The sequence below is a fragment of the Vibrio sp. C8 genome (genome assembly GCF_054051265.1).
In genome coordinates this window covers 105,676-131,090 of the sequence record NZ_JBPAOE010000049.1, presented here as the reverse complement: position 1 = coordinate 131,090, position 25,415 = coordinate 105,676, and the positions used below count along the sequence as shown (strand labels likewise).

Sequence of the window (25,415 nt, the reverse complement as noted above, 5' to 3'; positions counted from 1 at the left end):
GCTTTTATTATTTGACTAGGTTTAATTCGGTATTTTTATATTTAAATAACGTGTGATAATTGTGTGTTTTTGGGCGTCCATCAAACCGATATATCAACGAGTTGTCTTTTTATGCGTGATCTAAGGCTCAATCGTGAAATATAAAAACTCGATTAAGAAAAAAGGTAATTGGCGAAAAAATTTAACATGGCAAGAATGATTGTTAATGTTAGAAATCATATTGGGATTAAGAATGTCTTCAGTAACCTTTAAGAATGTGAACAAGGTTTATTCTGGCGATACGCATATCGTTAAGGATATTAACTTGGAAATTGCGAGCGGTGAATTTGTTGTGTTTTTAGGCCCTTCGGGCTGCGGGAAATCGACCACTCTACGTATGTTATCTGGCCTAGAGGAGATCAGCTCTGGTGAGATTCTCATTGATGGTATCGTGGTGAATGATCTTAATCCCAAAGAACGCAATATTGCGATGGTATTCCAGAGCTACGCTCTTTATCCACATATGACTGTTGCTGAAAACATCGGTTTCTCACTAAAAATGGAAGGCAAAAAGAAGGTTGAGATCGAGAAAGAGGTTAACCGAGTTGCTGAAATGCTACAGCTTACTCCGTTGTTAAAGCGTAAGCCGAGAGCGCTTTCTGGTGGTCAGCGTCAACGAGTAGCGATGGGTAGAGCTATGGTTCGTACGCCTAATGTGTTCTTGTTTGATGAACCGCTATCAAACTTGGACGCTAAACTACGAAATTCAATGCGTCGAGAAATCAAGAGCTTGCATAACAAGTATTCAAAAACAACAGTTTATGTTACCCATGATCAAGTTGAAGCTATGACACTTGCAGACCGAGTCGTTATTCTGCGCGATGGTGAAATTGAGCAGGTTGGTACACCTTACGAGGTTTACCACAAACCCGCGAGTCAATTCGTCGCGAGTTTCATTGGAACTCCTACGATGAACTTGATGGAAGGTAAGTTGCAACGTGATTCGAATAGCTGGCATGTTGTATTGGGTGATCAAAAAGTCGATTTGGGTAAGTCTTTCGACGACGCTATGGATGGAAAAAACGTAACTTTGGGTATTCGTCCAACAGATATTCATGCCAACCAAAATGAAGGCAGTATCGCTCTGAATGTTTCTATAACGAACAGCGAATTACTTGGTAGCACACAACAAATTAATGCAGCAATGGCACAGCAGAAATTAATTGCAGAAGTTGAAGCGGATTTTGATTTGGATGGAAAGACGTCAATAAATTTATTTTTTGATCCAAACCGCTGTCATGTCTTCAATCAATCAGGTCATATTATTTAAGTGATAAGGTTGCTTAAGGTTTAAACTTTTTTGGCAACCTTATTTAATTTCAAGAGGTTCGTATGGAGTTGTTACTGCTTATCGATACCATGATTCACTATGATCGTGAGCTATTGAAAGGAGTAAAGTCTAAGCTCGATGAATTAAATATGAATATCAATATTCATATAGATTCAATAGAGAATGCTACCTATTTGTTATCTAGAAAGTGGCACTACGTAATTGCTGATTTTGATAAGCGTGGCTGTGATGAAATCATTTCTCAGTTGTCAGGTAAGAAGCTCATTTTTTCTAATGCTAAAGTGACAAACCCTCCAGATGGAATATTGTGTATTTACAACGACAACCAATATGTTGCTGATATCGCATTGGGATACTTTATTAATGATGAAATTCGCAATGTTTCTGTTTATTCTGATTTGAGTGATTATTACCAGTCTTGGGCTATGGAGAGAAAAAATAGCTTTTCATCACTCGCACTAAAATTGGGGTGTTGTTATTACTCCAATGCCATCGAAGCCATTACAACCTCAGAAAATAGAGTCGGTGTATTTTGCACCACAGACCGATCAGCCAGAAAATTTATACGTTACTGTATAGAAAACAATATTCCCGTACCTGATAAAGTATCAATTATTGGAACGGATTATGATGAGTTAGAGCGAGATATTTCGCCAATTCCAATTAGTTCTATAGATCTAAATCCTAAGCAACTAGGAAGAGAGTGTATTGAACTTCTGCTTAATCCTCGCCCTTCAAGTAAACAGTTAAGCTATAAAGCTAAGCAGCTTTATGTCGACAGTTCGGCTAAGTCAGCGATTGAGTCGGATAGTCTGGTAAATAATGCTCTGGTCTATATCCATAAGCATTACAGTCGCAATATTCGTGTCGCACAAATATCTGATTATTGTAAGGTTTCTAGAAAAACGCTAGACAATAAGTTTCTTGAGTTTAAAGGTGAGACGGTCCATCAGTACCTATCAAATCTACGCTTAGAGAAGTCAAAGCAGTTACTCAGGGAAACCTCTTTATCGGTAGATAGCATAGCGAGGCAATGCGGCTACTTAGGACAAAATTACCTTAATCAACTTTACCGAAAAAGCTTTGGTTATACACCGCTTGAGTATCGGGAAATATCATTGGAGTAGAGGGCAATAAAATTCAAAAAAACCAAGTATTATTACTTGGTTTTTTTATGTGATGCACGCCATAAACAGCTGATGATTTTTAAGAAAAAACCATGAAACAGTTTCGTGGAATACCCTATCTGAAGACATTAATCACAAATAGAAAATATCGTAATTACAAACTCAAATATTGGTAATTGTGACTATTGGTGAGCTGAATAATATGTTGTTAAGAAAGTTATTAATTACATATTTTGGTGGGGACATGGCATCAGTTCAATTTCGAAACTTGATTAAGAACTATGGTGATACAGAGGTTGTTAAAGGTATCAATCTTAATATTCAACATGGAGAGTTTATTGTCTTATTGGGACCATCAGGTTGTGGCAAGTCAACAACGCTGCGCATGTTGGCTGGCCTAGAGGATATAACAGACGGCGAGATCTGCATTGAAAATGAAGTCGTCAATGAACTTCACCCGATTGAGCGCAATATCGCAATGGTGTTCCAGAGTTATGCGCTTTACCCACATATGACTGTGGGAGAGAACATGGCTTTTGCACTCGAAAACTTGGGTTTCGATAAAGTAAAGCGTATGCGCATGGTTGAGGAAATCGCTGAAGTTTTGGAGCTTACGCCGCTGTTGTCTCGAAAACCTAAAGAACTTTCAGGCGGCCAACGTCAACGCGTTGCAATGGGACGCGCAATGGTTCGCAGTCCGGACGTATTCTTATTTGACGAACCACTTTCTAACTTAGACGCAAAGCTTCGTGGTCAGATGCGTTCAGAGATCAAACTGTTACACGAACGTACAAAAACCACTGTGGTATATGTCACTCATGATCAAATCGAAGCTATGACTTTAGCTGACCGTATCGCCATTCTAAATAACGGTGTTATAGAACAGATTGGTTCGCCAAAAGAAATCTATAACCATCCAAATAGTAAATTTGTTGCCAAGTTTATCGGTGCTCCAGAGATGAACATATTGGAAAACCTCGGGGATGCGGTTCAGCCATTTCTTTTCCAATCAACGATCGATCGGGTAGGTGACGTTAAACCATTATCTGTCGGTATTCGTGCTCAAGATTTCCATCTGACTCCAATCAACATTGAGGTTGAAAACCTTGCTTCTATTAGCGTTCAACTGAGACAGGTGGAGTTGATGGGAGCGGTAAAGCATATCGAATGTTCATTTGGCAATAAGAGGATCATTGCGGAAGTCCCATACACCGACGACAAGATTCACGACAAATTTGAACTCTATTTCGATAAAAACAAGGTTCATGTGTTTGATAAAAACGACAAGGTCATAATCCAATAAGGAAAAATCATGAAAAAGAACATCATTGCTTCTGCTATAGCAGCGTCTGTTTTTTCAGTGTCAGCGTTTGCTGCACCAACTGAGATTACGGTTGCTTCTTTCCCCAATTTCAACCAAGTGGCAGAAATTGCGGTACCAATGTTTGAAAAAAAATACCCTGATATCAAGGTTAAAGTTGTTACGCTCGCTTATGCGGACCATCACAATGCGATGACAACGGCACTCGCAACTGGCGCGAACCTTCCAGATGTCATGGGCATTGAATACAGCTATGTGGGGCAGTTTATTGAGAGCGGCGGTCTGGATGATATGTCGCCTTATGGAGCCGGTGCATTTACAGACAAATTGGTACCTTACTCTGTTGCGCAAGCAACCAATTCTGACGGTGTTCTTTCAGCAATTCCTGCGGACATCGGTCCGGGTGCAACCTTTTATCGTAAAGACATTTTAGAAGCGTCTGGTGTTACAGAAGAAGAGCTACTAAAAGATTGGGACTCTTTTATCAAAGCGGGTATTAAGGTTAAAGAGAAAACGGGTAACTATCTGATCGCTAACGCGGTAGATATTAAAGACATTGTTATTCGTTCAAACCTTAAAGAAGGTGAAGGCATCTATTTCGATAAAGACCAAAATATCCTCGTTAACTCCGAACGTTTTAAAGAAGCGTTCCGTTTAGCGAAGAAGGCCCGTGATGCGGGTATCGACGCGAAAGTGGCCGCTTGGTCAAACGAATGGACGGAAAGTCTACGCCGTGGAACGGTATCTGTTCAGATGATGGGGGCTTGGCTAGGAGGTCACCTGCAAGGTTGGATTGCTCCGGATGCGACTGGTCTATGGCGTACTTCTCAACTTCCAGATGGTGCTATGGCGAGCTGGGGTGGTTCATTCTACGCGATCCCTAAAAAAGCAGAGCACAAAGCAGAGGCTTGGAAATTCATCGAGTTCATGGCGACTGACAAAGAAATTCAGCTAGCTGGCTTTAAAGAAATTAATGCGTTCCCTGTGTTGGTTTCCACACACAACGATGATTTCTTTAACCAAGAAATACCATACTTAGGTGATCAAAAGGCTCGTCTAATTTGGCGTGAAACAACCAAACACATTCCTGCATTGACCGTTGACCGTTACGATGAAGTTGCGCGTCAGGTGGTGAATGATGCTCTGGAAAAAGTTTTAGAGAAAGATGCCAATATTGACCAAGTATTGGCAGATGCAGAGAAACAAATTAAACGCCGTGCTCGTCGTCGTTAATTCATCGTTAGAACCGGGGCTACGTTGGTAGCCCCGCGTCATGTAGCAATTTTGGAAATAATCCTATGACAACAATGACACGTCCACTTAATGCCACCAGACGCAGAAACTTCTGGCTAAGGAAAGGAAACAAAATAGCGCCATATCTTTATGTCAGCCCTTTCTTTATCATTTTCGGCGTATTTGGCCTATTCCCGCTTCTTTTCTCTTTATACCTCTCCTTTCACTATTGGGAGCCAGCAGCTGGATTGGCTTCAATGGAATGGGTTGGGGTAGAAAACTATGTATTCGCACTTGAGGATGAATGGTTCCAATCTTCCATTTACAACACCTTTATTATTGCGTTGAAATCGGGGATTCCTCAGCATGCAGTGGCTTTGCCGCTGGCATACTTTATTCATACTAGTTTTTCACGAATGAGAAACACGGTCATTGGCATCTACTTTGTACCGTACATTACTTCAACAGTGGCGATTTCACTTGTGTTTACCACTCTGTTCTCTCGTGACTACGGCATGATTAACCAAGTGCTTACTTCGTTGGGGAATTTTACAATTGCAGATATAAAAGTTCTGGCGTGGTTGTTCCCAACGGAGAACATTGACTGGTCCCGTCCTGCTTATACCAAAGATATGATTTCGTTTGTCGTATTTTGGCGTTTCGTAGGTTGGAATACCGTGCTTTATCTTTCTGCATTACAAACGATCCCGAAAGATCTTTATGAAGCAGCGACTATCGACGGTGCAAACCGATACCAGCAATTCTGGCATATCACACTTCCAATGCTAAAACCAATGGCGTTCTTTGCTGTTACTCTCACCATCATAGGTAACCTCCAACTGTTTGAAGAACCGTTCATTATTACTGGTGGTACTGGTGGTATCGAGCAAGCGGGCAAAACTGCGGCTATGCACATGTACATTACTGCCTTTGTAGAGAGCGACTTTGGTACTGCGTCTGCAATTTCCTGGATTCTATTTATGATCATTGCCGGTTTAACGTGGCTCAATAGCAAACTATTAGGTGGGAGAAACGACTAATGAAATCAATGGGAAAAGATAAGCTGATAGCTTATATCACCGTGTTTATCGGTGCGATTATCATGTTGGCACCATTTTACTTTATGTTTATTTTCTCATCGCATTCCAATACCGGCATTCTATCTGTGCCGCCACCGATTACGTTTGGTGATTACTTGGTGACGAACTTCAACACGCTCATAGATTTTCTGCCTTACTTTTGGCACAACCTTGCTTTGAGCTTGTTTATTGCCATAGTGGTGACAGCATTGAATTTGTTGTTTTGTTCACTGGCTGGTTATGCATTCTCTATGTTTGAGTTTCGCTTTAAAAACACGTTGTTTGTCATGATCATGGGGACTATGTTGATTCCACCATTTCTCGGCATGATACCTACGGCAATGGTGATGTCGCAGTTGGGCTGGATGAATGATCCCAAGGCACTGATTGTTCCTGCAGCTTGTGGGGCAATGGGTATCTTTATGATGCGTCAGTTCATCTCTAGTTCCATTCCGAAAGAGCTTGTTGAGGCGGCTCGCATGGACGGATGTCGTGAGTTCAAAATCTACTACCGCATTATCGTGCCTTTGATTCTGCCAGCATTTGGTACTTTAGGTCTGATTACCTTCATTGGTACTTGGAACAACTTTATGGGACCGCTGGTTGTAATGAACGATATGAAAATGTTCACCGTACCTCTAGCACTTCGTGCGCTACAAGGTACCGGACAAGTACCATGGGGTGCCGTGTCTATAGGCGCAAGTATCGCTGTTCTGCCATTGTTGTTCCTATTTGTTATTGCCTCGCGTCGTTTAATCGACGGATTAACTTCAGGCGCGGTTAAGGGCTAATTTTCCAGAGCTGCTTTTATCACTATCGACCCCCGATTTGAGCAGCTCTCTTTTTATTCCACTTGATACTTCTCAAGGAAAATAGAATGAAACACCCAATTACCACTTTGTTCGTTGTCACCTGTTCGCTCGTTTCTCCAATCGCTATTCATGCTTCCGAATTACCAGTTCCCAGCCTTAAATCACTAGCAAAACTATCCAATATTCACATTGGCGCGGCATTAGAAACGCGTCACCTTAAAGAGCCTGAATTTGCCAACACATTTTCCAGTCAGTTTAACCAGCTCACTCCAGAAAATGAGATGAAATGGGTGAACATTCATCCCCAGCGAGATCGCTTTGATTTTAGCAAAGGCGATGAACTGGTGGCATTTGCTCAACAGTACGATATGCAGGTGAAAGGTCATACGCTGGTTTGGCACATTCAAAACCCCGACTGGCTAACGCAAAAGCAGTGGACCGCCCCTGAGTTGGAAAAAGTACTCGAAGCACACATTAAAACGGTGGTCGGCCACTATAAGGGAAAAGTAAAGTATTGGGATGTGGTGAACGAAAGCTTTAATGAAAATGGCTCTTATCGTGAAACCCTTTGGTACCAAGTACTTGGTGAACGTTATTTGGAGTTAGCCTTCAAGTTTGCCCATGAAGCGGACCCTGATGCGATTCTGTTCTATAACGATTACAACAATGAAGGGATGGGTGCGAAGTCGAATGCTATATATCGCAAGTTGAAAAGCATGGTGGAAGAGGGGATTCCTATTCACGGTGTTGGCTTCCAATTGCATTTGATGGGTGAACACTCTCTTAGCGAGCAGGATATTACACGTAACATTGATCGCTTAAAACATCTCGGTCTTAAGATTCACTTCACTGAAATAGATGTGCGTATCCGCGACAATGCTAGTCACTTCGCACTTGATGCTCAGGCACGTATATTCAGCCGTTTAATGGATATGGCTATCTATTACCCAGAGATTGATATGTACACCACTTGGGGCGTGACTGATAAGTACAGTTGGGTGCCCGGTTGGTTTACCGGTTATGGTCGTGCTTTGATGTTTGATGAGAACTATAAACCGAAACAAGCATTTAAAGCTGTTTATAGTTCGTTACTTGCTGCATCTAAAGGTGAGTTTTCTTACCAACCACCAATCAGCCATTAAACTGAATTTAAATACTTTTTGCTGAAGCCAAAGAGTCACTATGCCAATAGAGGCTCTTTCTAAACAGAGAACAATAATAATGACAGAAACCTACATGAACAAAAACGCGACGGTGTCCGAACGTGTATCTGACCTGTTGAGCCGTATGACCATTGAGGAGAAAATCGGTCAGTTGACTCAACTTCCTGCCAACGTCGAAGGCAACACGGATAAGTTGGAAGCGTGGAATATTGGCAGCTATCTCCATTGCACCGGTGATGCTGCAATGCGTTTGCAAGAACGTGCGGCAAAAACACGTCTTGGCATCCCACTTATTTTTGGTATTGATGCTATTCACGGCCACTGTTTCGACAACGATGCGACCGTGTTCCCCACTCAGCTTTCCGCTTCTTCAAGCTGGGATCGTGAACTAATGAGAGAAATGGCAAAAGTGGCCGCTCAAGAGGTTCGCGCTACGGGTATTCACTGGACGTTTTCACCAGTACTTTGCATTGGACGAGACGCGCGCTGGGGACGTGTTAATGAAACCTATGGTGAAGATGCGTGGTTGATCGGCGAAATGGCAGCAGAGACCGTGAAAGGGTATCAAGGTGACAATTTCGCAAGCCCAGATTCTATTCTTGCGTGTGCCAAACACTATGTTGCTTATGGAGAAACAACGGGTGGCCGCGACTCTTATGAAGCTGATGTGTCTCGTCGTAAGCTTAAATCTATCTTCCTTCCTCCATTTCGCAAAGTGGTTCAAAAGTCAAAAGTTGCTTCTCTTATGACGGGTTATCACTCCAACGATGGTTTGCCTTGTACCGCTGACAAATGGTTGCTGACGGATGTAGCGAAAACGGATTGGGGTTTGGACGGGTTTATTGTTACTGATTGGGATAACGTCAAATCGTTGCACACTAAGCAGAAAGTAAGCCCGACAATAGAGGATGCGTGTTATCGCGCTTTGGTCGCGGGTAATGATATGATGATGTCGACAGCGGAGTTCTATGAAGCGGCGGTGAAGCTGGTTAAAGACGGGCAAGTGGACATTGAAGTTGTTAACAATGCTGTTTCCCGTATTCTGACGAAAAAGTTTGAGTTAGGCCTGTTCGATGAGATGCGATTCTATTCGCCAGATCGCCAAGAAATATTCGGCAATCCGCAGAACTTAGAACTGGCAATGGAAGCAAGCCTCAAGAGCATAGTGATGCTCAAAAATGATGGCATTTTGCCTTTGAAACCAACCAAAGATTTCACCGTGCTGGTAACCGGACCCAATGCCGATGATGTTATTGCGCAGCTAGGTGACTGGTCATTTGGTTCAATGCAGGCCGGTGCTACAAATGATAGTTTTCACCGTGAGCAGGCAGTGACGACGTTACAGGCGTTCCAAGCGGCGTCAAAGCAATATGGTTTCAAGGTTGAATACGTGAAAGGGGCCTGCTGTATTGACAGTGAATTTGAGCAGGTCGAAGAGTTAGCCCACGCGTTGACTCAAGCCGATGTGGTCATTGCTTGTGTAGGGGATACGTTAGCGCAAAATGGTGAGTTCCATGACAGAGCGAATCTGGACCTAACTGGTAAACAGCAAGCCATGTTGGAGCAGATCAAAGCTTCGGGCGTACCATTGATTGTTAACTTAGTTGCCTCTAAGCCGATGACAATCCCTTGGGTTGCAGAGAATGCGAATGCCCTGTTGTGTGGATTTAACTCAGGCACTAAGGGTGGAGAGGCGGTAAAACGAGTCATACTCGGTGAGCATAATCCATCGGGCAAACTGACCATCTCTTTCCCGTATCATGTGGGGCAGTTACCTGTTTTCTACAACAAGTATGAGGGTTGGCATGCACAGAACTCACATACTACCGGTCATAAAGAGCGCTATATCGATATGCCGGAACATCCGTTGTTTAGTTTTGGTGAAGGTAAGTCATACAGCCAGTTTGAATACAGTAATGTTTATTTAAAACAGGTAGTAATAGAACCGAATACCGATATTGAAGTGTCTCTTACCGTAACGAATAAGTCGGAAATTGACGGTACTGAAATTGTACAAGTTTACTTTAATGATCATTTCTCTTCTGTCACCACGCCAATTAAACAGCTGTGTGGTTTTGAACGCGTTGATATTCCGGCAGGGCAAAGTGTTGATGTGACTATTAAGGTTAATTTCTCTGATTTAGCACTGGTGAATTCAGAACTTGAAGAAGTCGTTGAAGCGGGCACGTTTAGTTTAATGGTCGGTGCTTCGTCAAAAAATGAAGATCTGATTACTTTAGAATTTGAAGTCACACAAACTACCAAGGTTCACTGAGCGAGCAAGGCTTACAGAGCTTTGGTTGCTTAAGCAAAAGCGGTTGAGTGTTCAGCCGCTTTTTGTTTTTATTTTATAATTCCTTCCCTTAATTTCTTAACATTCCATATCACGTTATTTCGTTTAATCACTATTACGAATACTTATATTTGGCTTATTAAAAATGGTTTATTTGACCATATTCAAAAAAAGAAAGTCACTATTTAACAATCACTCTTATAAGAAATAACGGGTGGATAATATATTTGGTAATCGGTCTCTATTATTTGGTAATTGAGTTCCTCATGGAAGAAATAGGCAATATTTTGGTAGATATTAAGCCTATGAAAGTCATCAGCATCGGTTAGGAAAAATATGAACTACAAGAATCCATCTCTTTCGATAAGAGAACGTGTGAACGACCTGCTTTCACATATGACGGTTGAAGAAAAATTGGCTCAAATGGGCGCGCAATGGTTGATACTTGATCCGACTGGCGAACATAAAGAGCGTGAGCTTGAAATGACCAGTGAAAACGTTGAACGCACCGTCAAAGAGAAACTCAAATATGGCCTCGGTCAGATTTCTCGTCCACTTGGAACGCATACAGTTGATGCGGTCAATGGCGTAAAAGCACTAAACCAGCTGCAAAAATATTTAGTTGAAGAGACACGACTTGGCATTCCTGCAATGGCACACGAGGAGTGTTTGGTCGGTCTGATGGCGAAAGGCGGAACGCTTTATCCTTCGTCGTTAAACTATGGTCATACTTGGAACCCTGATCTGATTGAAGAAGCAGCAAAGGACATTGGCCGACAAGCACGAATGATTGGTACCAAACAAGGGCTTGCCCCTGTGTTGGATGTGTCTCGTGATGTCCGTTGGGGACGTACAGAGGAAACATTGGGTGAAGATCCTTATCTTGTTGGTATCATGGCAACTCACTATGTGAAAGGGTTACAGGGTGAAAAGCGTGATTTGCTGGCAACGCTTAAACACTTTGTTGGCCATTCAGCAAGTGAAGGAGCGCGTAACCATGCGCCGGTAAATCTGGGTTTTAAAGAGCTCAATGATACATTCTTACTGCCATTTGAAATGGCTGTAAAACTGGCGAATGCAGGCTCTGTCATGCCTGCTTACCATGACATTGACGGTGAACCTTGCCACGCTTCGCATTTTTTACTTACTGAGATTTTGCGTGAGAAATGGGGCTTTGATGGGTTGATTGTCGCGGATTACGGCGGCATTGATTTGTTGAGCTCGCACCATTCAATTGCCGAAGATCGTGCGGGAGCCGCAGCGCTTTCCTTTAATGCAGGATTAGATGTTGAGCTGCCCGATGACGCATGCTCAACGAAACTGACAGAAGCACTGCAACGCGGTCTTATCTCAATAGAAAAAATTGATGAAATTGTTGCTCGTATCTTAAGTAAAAAGTTAGAAATGGGGTTATTTGAGAACCCTTATACCGACGTTCCTCAAGCTCCTCTGCACAATGAAAAGAGTCAGGAGATTGCTTACAAAGTCGCGAGTGAATCGATTGTTCTGCTTAAAAATCAAGATCAAACCCTACCACTAAAAACCGATAAACAAGTGGCGTTGATTGGTGCTACCGCAGACGATCAGCTTGCACTACTCGGTGGTTATAGTTTCCCTGTGCACCTGATTTTGAGTCAGGAAGACAGCACAGACAAAGTGTCGAAGACGCTTTTGGAAGCCTTTAAAGAACGCTTTGATTCGGTTATGTACGCCAAAGGATGTGACATTTTGACAGAGCGTCACGCCAATGCTCCAGTTTTCCCTGGGGATGTTGATATGGCAATCGGTCAGGCCGCAGAGTCACCTATCAGCAAAGATCTTAGTCAGATTGAAGCGGCAGTTGCGACAGCCGCTGAGAGTGACGTTGCTGTAGTTTGTGTTGGTGACTTGGCTGGTTTATTCCAGACTGGCACAGTGGGTGAAGGTTCAGATTGCGACAGCTTTGCGCTGCCGGGTGTACAGCAGCAAATGCTTGATGCGGTATTGGATACAGGTAAACCTGTAGTGGTATTGGTGACTGGTGGGCGACCATACAATCTAGGTCGCGCTGAAGATGAAGCGGCGGCAATTGTGTTGGGTTGGGCTCCGGGTCAAGCGGGTGCTGATGCTATTGCTGATACCTTCACTGGCAAAAACAACCCAAGCGGAAAACTGACAATTTCGATTCCTAAAAACGTGGGTGCGGTACCGTATTTCTACAATCACAAACTTAAGAGTGCAGGTACGCCAATTGCCTATCACTTTGGTTCAAGTTTCAATTTCGGTCACGGTTTGAGTTATAGCGAATTTGCATACACAGGGTTTAACGTGGCTTCAGATAAGGTAGGTTTCGAAGGCACCGTTGAGCTATCACTGACTCTAACTAATACAGGCCGTGTTGATGGGGCTGAAGTCGTACAGCTTTATGCTCGTGATGTGGTATCGAGTGTTGTTCGTCCGGTTAAGGAGTTAAAAGGCTTTAAGAAAGTATTCCTTAAAGCGGGAGAGAGCAAAACCATTACCTTCAAACTGCCTGTTGATATGCTCAATCTTACTAATCGTCATCATCAACGTGTTGTTGAAGGCGGTGAGTTTGAGCTGATGATCGGCTCTTCATCGTCTCAGATACATTTCCGTCATAGAGTTCACGTTGTTGGCGATGTTAAGGTTCTGCCTGAAGCATGGCGTATGGTATGTGACGTCACGGCTGAATAATCACATTAGCAATGCAAAGCCGGCCAGAGGTCGGCTCTATTCTCCTAGAGTTGTATGTTGGGGTAGTCACGACTTAACCAATCTGCGTAAGCCAGCTTGGTTACCGGTCTTATTCTGACTACTTCATTTTACCTCTCAAAAACAAGTCCAAACGCATTGCTAAATGGATATCAGTAGTCTGTGTTTTTACGCAGCACATGTAATCAAAGACTTATATGGATATATGAACTATGGACATGATAACGAGTAAAAAGCCTGCCTCCATCTATGACGTTGCTAAACTAGCTGGGGTATCGCCAAGCACAGTTTCAAGATACTTGAATCGTTCTACTTATGTATCAGATGAGAAAAGCTACAGTATCGAGAAAGCGATACAGAAGAGTGGTTACAAGGTCACATATAAAACCAAAGGCCCAATTAAGGGACGCTCGATGACCATTGGTGTTCTGCTACAAAATGCAGACAGCCCTTTTATGATCGGTATTCTGAAGGATTTAGAAGCCAGTTTGAGCAGCAGAGGCTATTCATTAGTAATTGCAACAGGTCATTGGAAGCGTCGACTAGAAAAACACGCGCTTGACTACTTTTTCAAAAGTCATGTCGATGGTGTGATTATTGTTTCTGGTGATCTCTCTGATGAAGAGCTTATCGAGTATTCGTTACACACTCCGATAGTCGCGGTTGGATACAATAAAATTAAAGCCGACAACATACTGACTATTGAGTTTGACAATGTGCTTGGCGGATATTTAGCGACTCTGCACCTATTACAGCAGGGGCATGTCAATATTGCGCATATTAAAGGATTGTGCACTCAACCCGACGGGCAAAGACGTTATGAAGGCTATCGAAGAGCATTGAAAGATAGGGGAATACCCGTCAACTCTCGCTTGATAAAACAAGGTGATTTTAGTTCAGAGCAAGGCTATCAAAAAACCATTGAACTACTCGATTCTAAAGTCTACTTTTCAGCCATTTTTGCTGCTAACGATCAAACCGCTTATGGAGCCATTAAAGCGCTGCACGACAGGGAGTTAAAGGTTCCTGAAGATATTTCTGTCATCGGTTTTGACGACCTTCAAACATCCAGTTACTTTACGCCAGCACTCACAACACTGCGTCAGCCTATTGAAGAATTGGGTAGTGTTTGTGCTGAAGCCATATTTAAGATGCTTAGTGGTGAAGAACACCAAGTGCGAGTACCACCAATCGATCTGATTGTGCGCGAATCGACATCATCTATTTTTGATGTTTACAAAAATATAAATCACAATCGCTGATGCAGTTCGAACCAATACTTTTGTAAGTGCAGTCAATAAGGCGAATAAATGAAGATCGTATGTGAAACAGCTAGGCTGGTGATTAGACATTTTGAACTAAGAGATGCGGAATTCATTGTTCGCCTGCTTAACGAGGAAGCATTTATTCGCTGTATTGGCGACAAAAAAGTCAGAACGAAAAAAGATGCAATCCACTACTTATCCAATGGCCCGATGCTGAGCTACAAGGTTAATGGTTTTGGCTTGAATATGGTTGAGTTGAAAGAAACGCATACCCCGATTGGTATGTGTGGCATCTTGAAAAGGCCAGAGCTCGATTCACCAGATCTTGGCTATGCGTTTTTGTCACAATATCACTCAAATGGTTACGCCAGAGAGGCTGCGCATGCAGTGATGAAAGCAGAGTTGCCAGCAAACAAGATCGAAAAGGTCTATGCAGTGACCTTCCCAGATAACGATACCTCAAACCGATTGCTAAAAGACGTTGGGTTTCAACTAACGGGCACCATGATGCTCTATGGTTTAGAAAACAATTTGTATCAATACCGCTAACGATATGCTTGTTATCAATTGCTAACTTGTCGATAAACGCTCAGGTAGCCGTTGTTTTACGTAGTCTAAAAACGCGGTTATTTTCTGTGAACGATGAAACTGCTCAGAAGAAAGAAGAGCTACAATGTCTGCTTCTTGCAGTTGATAGTCAGGAAGTACGCGAACCAATTTCCCGCTTTTAAGTTCTTCTTGTACATCCCACTCAGAACGTTGAATGATACCTTGACCACCCACACACCAATCTTTGGTCACACGGCTGACATTGCTTGAAAGAACAGGAACTACTCTTACGCTGGTTTCACTCTTGGTTGTGGTGTGGGTAAGTCGCCACATGGTGGCATCTTCATCATTCTCTCGTAACGCGATGCAGCGATGCTGCTCTAAGTCTTTTGGTTGCTCAAGTGCTGGCGCAGATTCTAGATAGGCCGGCGAGGCTAACAGTAATCGACGGTTTTTAGACAACACAATTCTTTTTAACGCAGAGTCCTGAAGGTGTCCTATGTAGAACATGATGTCTGGGCTGTTGTGTGCAGACCACTTTGGAATATCCGATAGATTCAGTTCAATACGCAGAGAAGGGTATAGCTGTTGAAATTCTGCTGATAAAGGACCGATGTGTTTTTCACCAAACCCGAGGGATGAGACGAGTTTTAAATCACCTGAAATGGCGAGTTTCTTCTCTGAAAGATCTTGGGTTAAGTGTTCAAGATCTTGTAACAGCGCTTGTCCTTTACTGGCAAGCACTTCGCCTTCAGTCGTCAATGAGGTGATTCGAGCATTCCTGTCTATCAACTTAACGCCAAGCTTTCGTTCTATATTTTGCAGCCGCTGCGAAACACTAGGAGGAGTCACATTCAGTTTTCGCGCCGCGGCAGCCAATGAACGACTGCCTGCTACAGTGATAAAAAATTCAATATCTTGTGACGATAGCATTAAGTTCAACCTTAATGATTAAGTAAGTTGTCGTTAATTTAACTACATATAGCCGAGTGGTACAAATAGTCACGCACACAAATTTATGACTAGGTGATGGAGATATGGACAACGTGTTTCAATTCAGTACGGCGGACTGGGTTTACGTATTTTTATTTTTAATCTCGATTATTGCGGGTGTTGTTGATGCTATTGCTGGTGGTGGAGGGCTGATCACTGTGCCAAGTCTGCTGCTGGTTGGATTACCACCGATGACGGTATTGGGCACAAATCGACTGCAAGCGGTAATAGGCGAACTGACTACATCTGTGATGTTTATGAGAAACAAACAGTTTCCAGTTCAAGGTATTATATTAGGTTTGATTTTTACGTCGATTGGCGCAGTGATTGGAACCCTTGCTGTTGGAGTCATCGACAAACAAGTGTTGGAAAAACTACTGCCTGTACTGATGGTTGCGATCACCTTGTATTCGATCTTTGCCAAGAAACTCAAAGCAACCGAAGCAACAGAACCTGTACTATCAAATACGCATTTTATGGTGGTATGTGGTTTGCTGATTGGTTTTTATAACGGTTTCTTTGGACCGGGCACGGGCTCGTTCTGGATGTTGGCGTTCATCAGTTTGCTTGGGTACACCATTAAGCAAGCAACGATGGCGACAAAGCCTCTGAACCTTATTGGCAACGTTATTTCTTTGATTCTGTTTATCTGGTTAGACAGTGTTGATTATCAACTTGGCTTAGTTATGGCTGGCGGACAAATCATAGGGTCGGTTATTGGCAGCAAATGCGTCATTTCGTATGGTAATCGTCTTGTGAGACCGGTGTTTATCTCAGTTACCCTCATCATGACCAGCAAGCTTCTCTATGAAAACTTCTCTTCAGCTTGGTTTGTTTAAGCTTGGAAAAAGGCAATGCGAAGACGGTTTAGACCATCTTCGCTGTTTAACCATTAATCTTCATTCGAAGCGTTGTTGCGGTAATCTTTTGGTGTTTGGTCGAGGTTTTTCTTAAACACGGTATACATGTACTGCAACGATGGGTAGCCACACAACTCCGCGATTTCACTAATCGGTAAAGACGTGGTTTTGAGCAGATTACAGGCGCGTTTCAACTTGGAATTGTGTATCTCTTCATGGATAGAGTGCCCACACTCTTCCTTAAATCTTGATTCCAAGTTGGATCTGGATATGCCTACAGCCGCGAGCACCTGATCGACTTTAATGCCTTTACAAGCGTTGTGCCTGATGTAATGCATAGCTTGAATGACATAAGAATCTTTCAAAGCGTGGAAATCGGTACTTTGTCTCTCAAATACTTTGGTCGGCGGGACGAGTATACGAGGAATTTTAGCTTGCGATGGAGAAGCTTCTCCGGAATGTTCAGTGAGTCGCTTGTGAAGGATTTTAGCTGCGCGGAAACCCATTTCCTTGCACCCTTGACCGACTGAGCTCAGTGAAACCCGAGTCAGGTAACTTGCCAGTTCCTCGTTATCGATGCCGATAACGGAGATCTTGTCCGGCACCATAATATTGAGATGTTCACATACCTGAAGGATATGGCGCGCTCGTGAGTCTGTCACCGCAATAATGCCGGTAGGCGTAGGCAGCATTTGAATCCAGTCGGCAAGACGGTTCATGTCGTATTGCCATGTGTCAGACGAAGTTTGATTACCTCTGAATATGGAGCCTTTGTAGCCTTCCTTTGCAAGAATGTCTTTAAACGCGGTTTCTCTTTCGTGTCCCCATCTTTTCCAAGAATGGGAAGGAATGCCGTAGAAGGCGAAATTCTCTAAACCTTTTTGTTTGAGATGTTGAAAGGCAAGCTCAACCAGAGCGTAGTTGTCAGTCGCCACATAAGGGACGTTGGGATAGTCTTCTTCTTTGGTATACGAGCCGCCAACAGCGACTATCGGCACGTTGATATCTTTCAGGCTTTCAACCACTTTAGGGTTGTCAAAATCAGCAATAATCCCGTCACCTTTCCAATATTTTAAATTGTCCAGATGAGTGGTGAAATCTTCTTCCAAAAATATATCCCAAGCACATTGAGATGCTTGTAAATATTCGCCAATACCTTCTATAACTTGGCGATCATATACTTTATTGGCATTAAATAGCAGGGTGATTCGAAAATGTTTGTTCATATTATATTTATTTGGTTTTTACCCAGAATACTAACACTTGAAATCACTTAGCTCACGTGATCTATAACACAATAAGCAAATTGAAGAATGGAGGTACAAAAAAACATAATTGTTCGCTCTAGCAAACCGGATGAATATTTAAAATGGGTCAAATTATTTATTAAATCCAAATTTTGGAAGGAGTTTAACCATGTATATGGGGATCGATTTAGGTACGTCCGGAGTAAAAATAATTCTGCTGGACGAAAATGACAAAATCGTTACATCAAAAACAAAGTCCCTAACGGTCTCGAGGCCGCATGAACTCTGGTCGGAGCAAAATCCAGAAGACTGGTGGACGGCAACAGAAAGCATTATTGGCGAGTTAAAAGATCAATTTGCACTTTCTCAGGTTCGCGCCATCGGGTTATCTGGACAGATGCATGGCGCGACACTGCTTGACCAGAATGGCAAGGTGCTAAGACCCGCGATATTGTGGAATGACGGCCGATGTTTTGAAGAATGTATTGAGTTAGAACAGCTTGTACCTAACAGCCGAGAAATTACCGGCAACCTGATGATGCCTGGATTTACTGCACCTAAACTGAAATGGGTACAGAAACATGAACCAGACATTTTCAGCAAGGTTGATAAAGTACTACTGCCTAAAGATTATCTAAGATTCAAACTGTCTGGCGATTACGCATCTGATATGTCTGACTCGGCAGGAACCATGTGGCTGGATGTTGATAAGCGAGACTGGAGTGACGCGCTGCTCAAAGCGACAGGCTTAGGCAGAGAGCAAATGCCTAAACTCTATGAGGGCACAGAGATTACCGGACAACTGAAGAAAGAACTCGCTGAGTTATGGGGAATGTCGTGTGTACCAATTGTTGCTGGCGCAGGAGACAACGCCGCAGGAGCGGTAGGAGTTGGCATCACAGAACCGGGGCAGGCAATGTTATCTCTTGGTACTTCGGGTGTTTATTTTGCGGTGAGTGACGGTTTTATCGCGAATCCAGAATCTGCACTGCATAGTTTCTGTCATGCTTTACCGAAAACTTGGCATACCATGTCTGTGATCCTTAGTGCGGCTTCTTGTCTGGATTGGGTTGCCAATCTTACAGGGCAAGCGGACGTAGGCACCATGTTAAAAGACGTTGAACAGCACGCTGATCCAAAATCAAAAGTGATTTTCTTACCTTACCTTTCTGGTGAGAGAACGCCTCATAACGACCCTAACGCCAAAGGCATGTTTTTTGGTATGACTCATTCAACAACAAAGGTTGACCTAGCGTTAGCGGTATTAGAAGGCGTGAGCTTCGCTTTGGCTGATGGTCTTGACGCACAGCATTCAGTGAGCTCTGAGCCGAATGAAATTTCCTTAATTGGTGGCGGAGCAAAAAGTAGCTACTGGCGACAAATGCTGGCTGACATCTCTGGTATGAAACTGGTCTATCGCTCAGGAGGCGAGGTTGGCCCAGCATTAGGAGCGGCAAGGTTGGCGAGGTTGGGTACAGAAGTCGGTGTAACGGTGCAAGATGTTTGTCCTGTCCCTGATTTAGTACAAACTCACTTGCCTGATGAAAGCAAAAAAGAGTTTTATCAGGCTAAGAGAAAGGTATTCCAATCGCTTTATACACAAGTGAAATATTTATTTTAGTCGTTAAGTAAACAAATTAAATAATCAAGTGTTGCTTATAAATAATCAAGTGTTGCTTATTTATAAGCAACACTTTTTATATATATAAGCAACTAAGCTTATAAACCAAAATTGATAAGCATTAATTGACATATTCCGAGCAATAAATAAAAAAGCCAACCTCAGATTTTAAGGTTGGCTTTTTGCAGAATTTAGAAATAATTATTTGTAAATAAAACCATTCACAATATTTTCTAGCAACTCTTGTTTACCCGATTCTTTAACTGGGGAAATGTTATTGTCCACAGCGTATTTAGCCACTGCTTCTAAAGACATATCGCCTGCAAGGATCTTCTTACCTAAATCTTCGTTCCAACCTGCATAGCGTTGCGAAATAGATTTAGACAGTAGGTCGTTCTCAATCATGTCTGCTGCGCGTTTTAGTGAAAGTGCCATGGTATCCATACCACCAATATGGCCGTGGAAAAGATCTTCAGCGTCGATAGATGGACGGCGTAGACGAGCATCGAAGTTAAAACCACCTGTAGTGAAACCACCAGCTTTCAAGATTTCATACATAATAAGAGTGTTTTCTTCAACGCTGTTAGGGAACTGGTCAGTATCCCAACCTAATTGAGCGTCGCCGCGGTTAGCGTCGATAGAACCAAATAGACCTAATGAAGTCGCAGTTGCAACTTCGTGGTGGAAGCTATGTCCAGCAAGAGTTGCGTGGTTTGCTTCAATGTTTACTTTGATTTCGTTTTCAAGACCGAACTGTTTTAGGAAACCGTAAACGGTCGCAGTGTCATAGTCATATTGATGTTTGGTTGGTTCTTGAGGTTTTGGCTCAATCAAAATTGCGCCTTTGAAACCAATTTTATGTTTGTGCTCAACAACCATCTGCATTAAACGACCAAGTTGCTTGCGCTCTTGACGTAAATCCGTATTCAGTAGTGTTTCATAACCTTCACGGCCGCCCCACAATACGTAGTTTTGACCACCCAAGCGTTGTGTCGCGTTCATTGCGTTGAAGATTTGTGTTGCAGCATAAGCAAACACTTTTGGATCTGGGTTGCTGCCTGCACCTGCCATGTAGCGAGGGTGAGAGAAAGCGTTCGCAGTACCCCAAAGCAGCTGCATTCCGGTTTCACTTTGTTTTTGCTCTAATACATCAACCATTTGTGCGAAGTTATTGATGTACTCTTTCAGGTTGTTACCTTCTGGTGCAACGTCAACATCATGGAAACAGTAGTAAGGAACGCCTAATTTTGTGAAGAAATCGAAAGCATGGTCAGCTTTAACCTTAGCCATTTCCATGTCATTTGCGCCGTTTGCCCAAGGACGGTCAAAAGTACCTGCGCCAAATACGTCACTGCCTGGCCAGCAGAAGTTGTGCCAGTAACATGCTGCAAAACGCAAATGATCTTTCATGCTTTTACCTAAGATCATTTTGTCTGCGTCATAGTGTTTAAATGCTAAAGGGTTGGTTGATTCGGTCCCTTCATATTTAATTTTGTTTATATTCTTAAAAAATTCAGTCATCGTCGAGGCTCCGTTAATCATTTGACTTAAATGCAGATTCAATATTTTATGAATTAAAGTTATTCGGCAATTATGTTTTTTTGTTTTCAATATTACCTATTTTATTAATGAGACTTTGGTCAAAAATAACCAGAATATTTTTGGTTTTGATAATTTAGTGAATATTTAACTTGTTGTTTTTAAATGGTTTCATAAGGATTCATGATTCGAGGTTATGTGGTGATTTAAATCATATATTTTAATGATGATCACATTTGAAATAAAAAACCAAAAAACATAAGAGACAAATAAGATGAGAGAAAAGACATTTGAAACTTATTCTACATAGAATTCTGTTGTTCACTTTTAATCGTGAATAAACCCTACAAATAAATAGTGCAATACAAAGGAAAGTATAATGAAAAAGCTATTAATTCTTGTATGCTCCGTTCTTGTTTGTCTAAGTTCCCCTGCCTTTGCTAAGTCGTTAAAAATAGGCATGGTCATTGATGATTTACGACTAGAACGTTGGCAAAAAGACCGAGATATTTTCGTTGATAAAGCTGAAGAACTGGGCGCAAAAGTATATGTTCAATCAGCAAATGGGAATGAGCAAACTCAGATTTCTCAAATTGAAAATATGATCTCGCGTGGCGTAGATGTACTTGTCATTATTCCAACTAATGGCGGAGTGTTATCGAACGTAATTAGTGATGCAAAACGCGATGGTATTAAAGTTTTAGCGTATGACCGCCTAATTAGTGATGCAGATATCGACTTTTACTTGTCATTTGACAATGAAAGAGTGGGTGAAATGCAGGCGCAAGCAATGTTGGATGTGAAACCGAAAGGCAATTACTTCCTAATGGGGGGTGCTCCTACGGACAATAACGCGAAACTATTCCGTAAGGGGCAAATGAATATTCTTCAGCCAAAAATCGATTCAGGCGATATTAAAGTTGTCGGCGATCAGTGGGTTAACTATTGGCTAGCAGAAAACGCTCTGAAAATTATGGAAAACGCTTTAACGGCAAATAACAACAAGATTGATGTTGTTGTTGCTTCAAATGATTCAACAGCAGGTGGCGCTATCCAAGCGCTAGAAGCACAAGGCTTAGCGGGTAAAGTCTCTATTTCAGGCCAAGATGCTGACTTAGCAGCTTTACGTCGAATCGTTGATGGCACCCAAACTATGACGATTTACAAACCTATTAATACTCTTGCAAGCCGTGCTGCTGAAATTGCAGTGGAACTAGCGGATGGCAAGACTCCATCACAAAACTCTTCCCTCAACAACGGTATGAAAGATGTACCAGCTTGGTTGTTAGATCCTGTCGCTGTTACTTCGAAAAACATTAAAACAACGGTTGTTCGAGATGGATTCCACGCTGAAAGTGAAATTTATCAATAATGGTAATAAAAGCGTTAAGAGACTCTCTTAACGCTATTTTTATTGGGAGTGGCAACTATGTCTTCTTTATTAGAAATGCGAAATATCGTGAAGTGCTTTGGCCCAGTAAGAGCGCTTGACGGTATTAGTATTAGTCTTAATAAAGGTGAAGTTTTATCTTTGTGCGGTGAGAATGGTTCAGGTAAATCGACCTTAATGAAAGTCTTATGCGGTATCTATCCTCATGGCGATTATGAAGGCGAAATTATATATAACGGAAAAGTGATTGAACCAAAAAATATCTCTGATACGGAAAGTATTGGTATTGCAATTATCCACCAAGAACTCACCTTAGTTAAAGAACTGAGTATCTTAGAAAATTTATTTCTTGGCTCAGAAATTTGCTCGCGCGGAATATTAAATCACGAGTTAATGCATTACGAGGCAAAACTATTATTAGAAAAGGTTAATTTGCCTGTATCACCGGAAACAAAAGTTGGGGATTTGGGGGTAGGTCAACAGCAGTTGGTAGAAATTGCCAAGGCGATGTCCAAGAATGCCAAGTTATTAGTGCTTGATGAGCCAACAGCGCCTTTAACCGAATCGGAAACAGAAATTTTACTTAATCTGGTAAAAGAACTCAGAGAGTCTGGGGTGAGTTGTATCTATATCTCTCACAAGCTTGGTGAAGTAAAAGAGATCTCTGACCATATCTGTATCATCCGCGATGGGGTACATATCGGTACTAAACAAGCAAGCGATATGACAACTGATGACATCATCACCATGATGGTTGGTAGGGAGATGAAGCAACTGTTTCCAAGAGAAGAGCACGACATTGGTGACGTTGTACTAGAAGTCAAAAATGTGAACGCTTGGGACAAATCAAATTCCGCTATTCCAAAAGTAAAAAATGCGAGTTTCCAATTACGTAAAGGTGAAATCCTCGGTATTTCAGGGCTGGTGGGTGCAGGTCGCACTGAGTTAATGGAGTGCTTGTACGGCAGTTATCTTGGCAGAAACGAAGGCCAATATTCCCTGCATGGAAAGAAAATAGAGATAAACAACAGTAAGGATGCCTTGGATTTTGGTATCGCGATGGTGCCTGAAGATCGCAAGAGAAATGGCATAGTGCCGATTATGTCTGTTGGGCAAAATATGTCGCTGTCAGCCCTCGATTCACTATCAAAATACGGTGTGTTAAATGACACGCTCGAATCAAACATTATCAAAGAAAACATCAAACAGCTTACCGTCAAAACGCCCAATGCTGAGCTAGCTATTAAGAATCTCTCGGGTGGTAACCAGCAGAAAGCCATACTGGCAAGATTTCTAATGGTTAATCCAAGCATCTTAATTTTGGATGAGCCAACACGGGGTATCGATGTCGGAGCAAAATACGAAATCTACAAGCTGATGTTTAAATTAGTTAAACAGGGCATAAGCATCATCATGGTTTCTTCCGAATTACCTGAAGTGCTGGGCATTAGTGACCGTGTGCTTGTGATGCACGAAGGTGTCATTAAAGGTGATTTGATTAACCAAGATCTGACTCAAGAAATCATTATGGATTGTGCATTATCAGAAGGAGTAACCGCGTGATGGAACAATCAACAGAATTAACTAAAGACTCCAACGCTAGCTTGCTAAGTCGATTAAAAGGCGGCAACTTTCAGATGCTGGTAATGGCATTAGCTATCGTATTTATCATGATCTTTTTCAGCATCATGACAGATTGGAGCTACTTAACTCCGCGAAACATTTCCAACCTGTTTAGACAAACTGCGATCACCGGCATACTGGCGATAGGTATGGTCTTTGTCATTATCAGTGGCGAAATTGACCTGTCGGTCGGTTCAATGATGGGCTTACTTGGTGGATTAGCGGCGATTCTCGATGTCTGGTTTGGTTTACCACTACCTGTCACCATTCTTATTACGCTTTGTTCTGGTTTAATTTTGGGTGCGTGGAATGGTTGGTGGGTCGCATACCGTAAAGTGCCTTCTTTCATTGTGACTCTAGCAGGGTATCTGGCTTTTCGAGGAATACTAATAGGTATTACAAACGGTACGACAGTGGCACCGATTTCAGAAGTGATGGGCGTCATCGGTCAAAGCTATCTGCCAAACATGTTGAGTATTATTGCCGGCGTTTGCTGCCTATCGGTTTACTTTGGTTGGCAGAAAAAACGCAATGTTATGCGTAAGAAATACGAACTGTCTGTGCCTTCAATGCAAGTATCGCTGGTCAAAAATACATTAATTGGTCTTGGTGTGCTTTCCGTTATCTTTATTCTTAATGAATATCGTGGCGTACCTACACCAGTGCTATTGCTGACTTTCTTTGTTCTTGTTGGTTCTTTCATTGCAACGAAATCGAGATTCGGTCGCCGCATTTACGCGATTGGTGGCAACATTGAAGCGAGCCGTTTATCTGGCATTAATGTTGAACGTACCAAGCTTCTGGTCTACGCGATGAACGGTTTCTTAGTCGCAGTTGCTGGGTTGGTTTTGAGTTCTCGTTTAGGCGCAGGTTCACCTTCTGCAGGGAACATTGCTGAGTTAGATGCTATCGCAGCTTGTGTCATCGGCGGTACTAGTATGGCTGGTGGCGTGGGGACTGTGTTTGGTGCGGTTATCGGTGCGTTTATCATGGCGTCACTCGATAACGGTATGAGCATGATGGATGTTCCGACTTTCTGGCAATACATTGTTAAAGGTGGTGTATTGCTGCTAGCGGTCTGGATGGACAGCGCGATGAAGAAACAACGTTAAGTTATTTTAATAATAAAAGCAGTCTCACACCCCCAATGAGGGACTGCTGCTCCTGACATGATTAACTTATCCTAAGGTATGGATCACCACTGTGTATCGCAGTGGTGTTTTTTTATTGTCAGTTAAACAGTGAATTCAAGTTCAAC

The 25,415-nt window shown here is 42.4% G+C and carries 19 protein-coding genes; 16 read left to right on the top strand and 3 right to left on the bottom strand.

Features of this window, described 5'->3' with window-relative positions; translation table 11 throughout:
• Window positions 1-232: 232 nt before the first annotated feature.
• The 11 genes from ACRQQK_RS17210 (at window position 233) to ACRQQK_RS17160 (ending at window position 14,884) form a co-directional block, all read left to right on the top strand.
• Window positions 233-1,309 carry an ABC transporter ATP-binding protein gene (locus ACRQQK_RS17210; protein ID WP_457513432.1) on the top strand — a complete coding sequence of 359 codons (1,077 nt, stop codon included), beginning with the start codon at window positions 233-235 and terminating at the stop codon, window positions 1,307-1,309.
• Between the two features lie 62 nt (window positions 1,310-1,371).
• Complete coding sequence (locus ACRQQK_RS17205; protein WP_457513430.1) at window positions 1,372-2,457, top strand: helix-turn-helix domain-containing protein; 1,086 nt, start codon at window positions 1,372-1,374, stop codon at window positions 2,455-2,457.
• 244 nt (window positions 2,458-2,701) lie between these two features.
• A complete protein-coding gene (locus ACRQQK_RS17200; RefSeq protein ID WP_457513428.1) occupies window positions 2,702-3,760 on the top strand; it encodes an ABC transporter ATP-binding protein in 1,059 nt (352 codons plus the stop codon).
• A gap of 9 nt (window positions 3,761-3,769) precedes the next feature.
• On the top strand, window positions 3,770-5,011 hold the full coding sequence (locus ACRQQK_RS17195) for an ABC transporter substrate-binding protein (protein ID WP_457513427.1): 1,242 nt from the start codon (window positions 3,770-3,772) through the stop codon (window positions 5,009-5,011).
• 65 nt (window positions 5,012-5,076) lie between these two features.
• On the top strand, window positions 5,077-6,051 hold the full coding sequence (locus tag ACRQQK_RS17190) for a carbohydrate ABC transporter permease (RefSeq protein ID WP_457513425.1): 975 nt from the start codon (window positions 5,077-5,079) through the stop codon (window positions 6,049-6,051).
• On the top strand, window positions 6,051-6,881 hold the full coding sequence (locus ACRQQK_RS17185) for a carbohydrate ABC transporter permease (RefSeq protein ID WP_457513423.1): 831 nt from the start codon (window positions 6,051-6,053) through the stop codon (window positions 6,879-6,881). The genes ACRQQK_RS17190 and ACRQQK_RS17185 overlap by 1 nt, the downstream gene beginning before the upstream one ends.
• An 86-nt stretch (window positions 6,882-6,967) precedes the next feature.
• Window positions 6,968-8,044: an endo-1,4-beta-xylanase gene (locus ACRQQK_RS17180; RefSeq protein WP_457513421.1), complete on the top strand. Its 1,077-nt coding sequence runs from the start codon at window positions 6,968-6,970 to the stop codon at window positions 8,042-8,044.
• A gap of 79 nt (window positions 8,045-8,123) precedes the next feature.
• Window positions 8,124-10,340 (top strand): glycoside hydrolase family 3 N-terminal domain-containing protein, encoded by a 2,217-nt coding sequence (locus ACRQQK_RS17175; protein ID WP_457513420.1) that lies wholly within the window; start codon window positions 8,124-8,126, stop codon window positions 10,338-10,340.
• Window positions 10,341-10,694: 354 nt separating this feature from the next.
• Entirely contained in the window at window positions 10,695-13,052 is a 2,358-nt protein-coding gene (locus ACRQQK_RS17170; RefSeq protein WP_457513419.1) for a glycoside hydrolase family 3 N-terminal domain-containing protein, read from the top strand.
• Window positions 13,053-13,288: 236 nt separating this feature from the next.
• Entirely contained in the window at window positions 13,289-14,332 is a 1,044-nt protein-coding gene (locus tag ACRQQK_RS17165; protein WP_457513568.1) for a LacI family DNA-binding transcriptional regulator, read from the top strand.
• Between the two features lie 48 nt (window positions 14,333-14,380).
• Window positions 14,381-14,884, top strand: a complete 504-nt coding sequence (locus ACRQQK_RS17160; RefSeq protein ID WP_457513418.1) for a GNAT family N-acetyltransferase — start codon at window positions 14,381-14,383, stop codon at window positions 14,882-14,884.
• A 21-nt stretch (window positions 14,885-14,905) separates the two neighbouring features.
• On the opposite strand, the gene ACRQQK_RS17155 is transcribed toward ACRQQK_RS17160, so the two are convergent.
• The gene (locus ACRQQK_RS17155) at window positions 14,906-15,817 is read right to left on the bottom strand and encodes a LysR family transcriptional regulator (protein WP_457513416.1); all 912 of its coding nucleotides are present in this window, start codon (window positions 15,815-15,817) and stop codon (window positions 14,906-14,908) included.
• A 104-nt stretch (window positions 15,818-15,921) separates the two neighbouring features.
• Between ACRQQK_RS17155 and ACRQQK_RS17150 the strand changes: the two genes are divergently transcribed.
• Entirely contained in the window at window positions 15,922-16,716 is a 795-nt protein-coding gene (locus tag ACRQQK_RS17150; RefSeq protein ID WP_457513414.1) for a TSUP family transporter, read from the top strand.
• A gap of 53 nt (window positions 16,717-16,769) precedes the next feature.
• Here the strand turns inward: ACRQQK_RS17150 and ACRQQK_RS17145 are convergent, their stop codons facing one another.
• Window positions 16,770-17,963 carry a XylR family transcriptional regulator gene (locus ACRQQK_RS17145; protein ID WP_102954467.1) on the bottom strand — a complete coding sequence of 398 codons (1,194 nt, stop codon included), beginning with the start codon at window positions 17,961-17,963 and terminating at the stop codon, window positions 16,770-16,772.
• A 190-nt stretch (window positions 17,964-18,153) separates the two neighbouring features.
• On the opposite strand from ACRQQK_RS17145, the gene xylB reads away from it, so the two are divergent.
• Window positions 18,154-19,605, top strand: a complete 1,452-nt coding sequence (gene xylB / locus ACRQQK_RS17140; protein WP_457513412.1) for a xylulokinase — start codon at window positions 18,154-18,156, stop codon at window positions 19,603-19,605.
• 201 nt (window positions 19,606-19,806) lie between these two features.
• Here xylB and xylA read toward each other — a convergent pair whose 3' ends face one another.
• The gene (gene xylA / locus ACRQQK_RS17135) at window positions 19,807-21,126 is read right to left on the bottom strand and encodes a xylose isomerase (protein ID WP_457513410.1); all 1,320 of its coding nucleotides are present in this window, start codon (window positions 21,124-21,126) and stop codon (window positions 19,807-19,809) included.
• A gap of 397 nt (window positions 21,127-21,523) precedes the next feature.
• Here xylA and xylF point away from each other — a divergent pair, with 397 nt between their 5' ends.
• Genes xylF through ACRQQK_RS17120 form a run of 3 tightly spaced genes read left to right on the top strand, consistent with a single transcriptional unit; the run spans window position 21,524 to window position 25,269 of the window.
• Window positions 21,524-22,516, top strand: coding sequence for a D-xylose ABC transporter substrate-binding protein (gene xylF, locus ACRQQK_RS17130; RefSeq protein WP_457513408.1), 993 nt, complete (start codon window positions 21,524-21,526; stop codon window positions 22,514-22,516).
• Window positions 22,517-22,573: 57 nt separating this feature from the next.
• On the top strand, window positions 22,574-24,097 hold the full coding sequence (locus tag ACRQQK_RS17125) for a xylose ABC transporter ATP-binding protein (RefSeq protein WP_457513406.1): 1,524 nt from the start codon (window positions 22,574-22,576) through the stop codon (window positions 24,095-24,097).
• Window positions 24,097-25,269, top strand: coding sequence for a sugar ABC transporter permease (locus tag ACRQQK_RS17120; RefSeq protein WP_042483297.1), 1,173 nt, complete (start codon window positions 24,097-24,099; stop codon window positions 25,267-25,269). The genes ACRQQK_RS17125 and ACRQQK_RS17120 overlap by 1 nt, the downstream gene beginning before the upstream one ends.
• Window positions 25,270-25,415: the final 146 nt, after the last annotated feature.

Excerpts from the sequence above, each read along its gene's own strand:
- ACRQQK_RS17210 (WP_457513432.1), top strand. The coding sequence starts at position 233 with ATGTCTTCAGTAACCTTTAAGAATGTGAACAAGGTTTATTCTGGCGAT.
- ACRQQK_RS17205 (WP_457513430.1), top strand. The coding sequence starts at position 1,372 with ATGGAGTTGTTACTGCTTATCGATACCATGATTCACTATGATCGTGAG.
- ACRQQK_RS17200 (WP_457513428.1), top strand. The coding sequence starts at position 2,702 with ATGGCATCAGTTCAATTTCGAAACTTGATTAAGAACTATGGTGATACA.
- ACRQQK_RS17195 (WP_457513427.1), top strand. The coding sequence starts at position 3,770 with ATGAAAAAGAACATCATTGCTTCTGCTATAGCAGCGTCTGTTTTTTCA.
- ACRQQK_RS17190 (WP_457513425.1), top strand. The coding sequence starts at position 5,077 with ATGACAACAATGACACGTCCACTTAATGCCACCAGACGCAGAAACTTC.
- ACRQQK_RS17185 (WP_457513423.1), top strand. The coding sequence starts at position 6,051 with ATGAAATCAATGGGAAAAGATAAGCTGATAGCTTATATCACCGTGTTT.
- ACRQQK_RS17180 (WP_457513421.1), top strand. The coding sequence starts at position 6,968 with ATGAAACACCCAATTACCACTTTGTTCGTTGTCACCTGTTCGCTCGTT.
- ACRQQK_RS17175 (WP_457513420.1), top strand. The coding sequence starts at position 8,124 with ATGACAGAAACCTACATGAACAAAAACGCGACGGTGTCCGAACGTGTA.
- ACRQQK_RS17170 (WP_457513419.1), top strand. The coding sequence starts at position 10,695 with ATGAACTACAAGAATCCATCTCTTTCGATAAGAGAACGTGTGAACGAC.
- ACRQQK_RS17165 (WP_457513568.1), top strand. The coding sequence starts at position 13,289 with ATGATAACGAGTAAAAAGCCTGCCTCCATCTATGACGTTGCTAAACTA.
- ACRQQK_RS17160 (WP_457513418.1), top strand. The coding sequence starts at position 14,381 with ATGAAGATCGTATGTGAAACAGCTAGGCTGGTGATTAGACATTTTGAA.
- ACRQQK_RS17155 (WP_457513416.1), bottom strand. The coding sequence starts at position 15,817 with ATGCTATCGTCACAAGATATTGAATTTTTTATCACTGTAGCAGGCAGT.
- ACRQQK_RS17150 (WP_457513414.1), top strand. The coding sequence starts at position 15,922 with ATGGACAACGTGTTTCAATTCAGTACGGCGGACTGGGTTTACGTATTT.
- ACRQQK_RS17145 (WP_102954467.1), bottom strand. The coding sequence starts at position 17,963 with ATGAACAAACATTTTCGAATCACCCTGCTATTTAATGCCAATAAAGTA.
- xylB (WP_457513412.1), top strand. The coding sequence starts at position 18,154 with ATGTATATGGGGATCGATTTAGGTACGTCCGGAGTAAAAATAATTCTG.
- xylA (WP_457513410.1), bottom strand. The coding sequence starts at position 21,126 with ATGACTGAATTTTTTAAGAATATAAACAAAATTAAATATGAAGGGACC.
- xylF (WP_457513408.1), top strand. The coding sequence starts at position 21,524 with ATGAAAAAGCTATTAATTCTTGTATGCTCCGTTCTTGTTTGTCTAAGT.
- ACRQQK_RS17125 (WP_457513406.1), top strand. The coding sequence starts at position 22,574 with ATGTCTTCTTTATTAGAAATGCGAAATATCGTGAAGTGCTTTGGCCCA.
- ACRQQK_RS17120 (WP_042483297.1), top strand. The coding sequence starts at position 24,097 with ATGGAACAATCAACAGAATTAACTAAAGACTCCAACGCTAGCTTGCTA.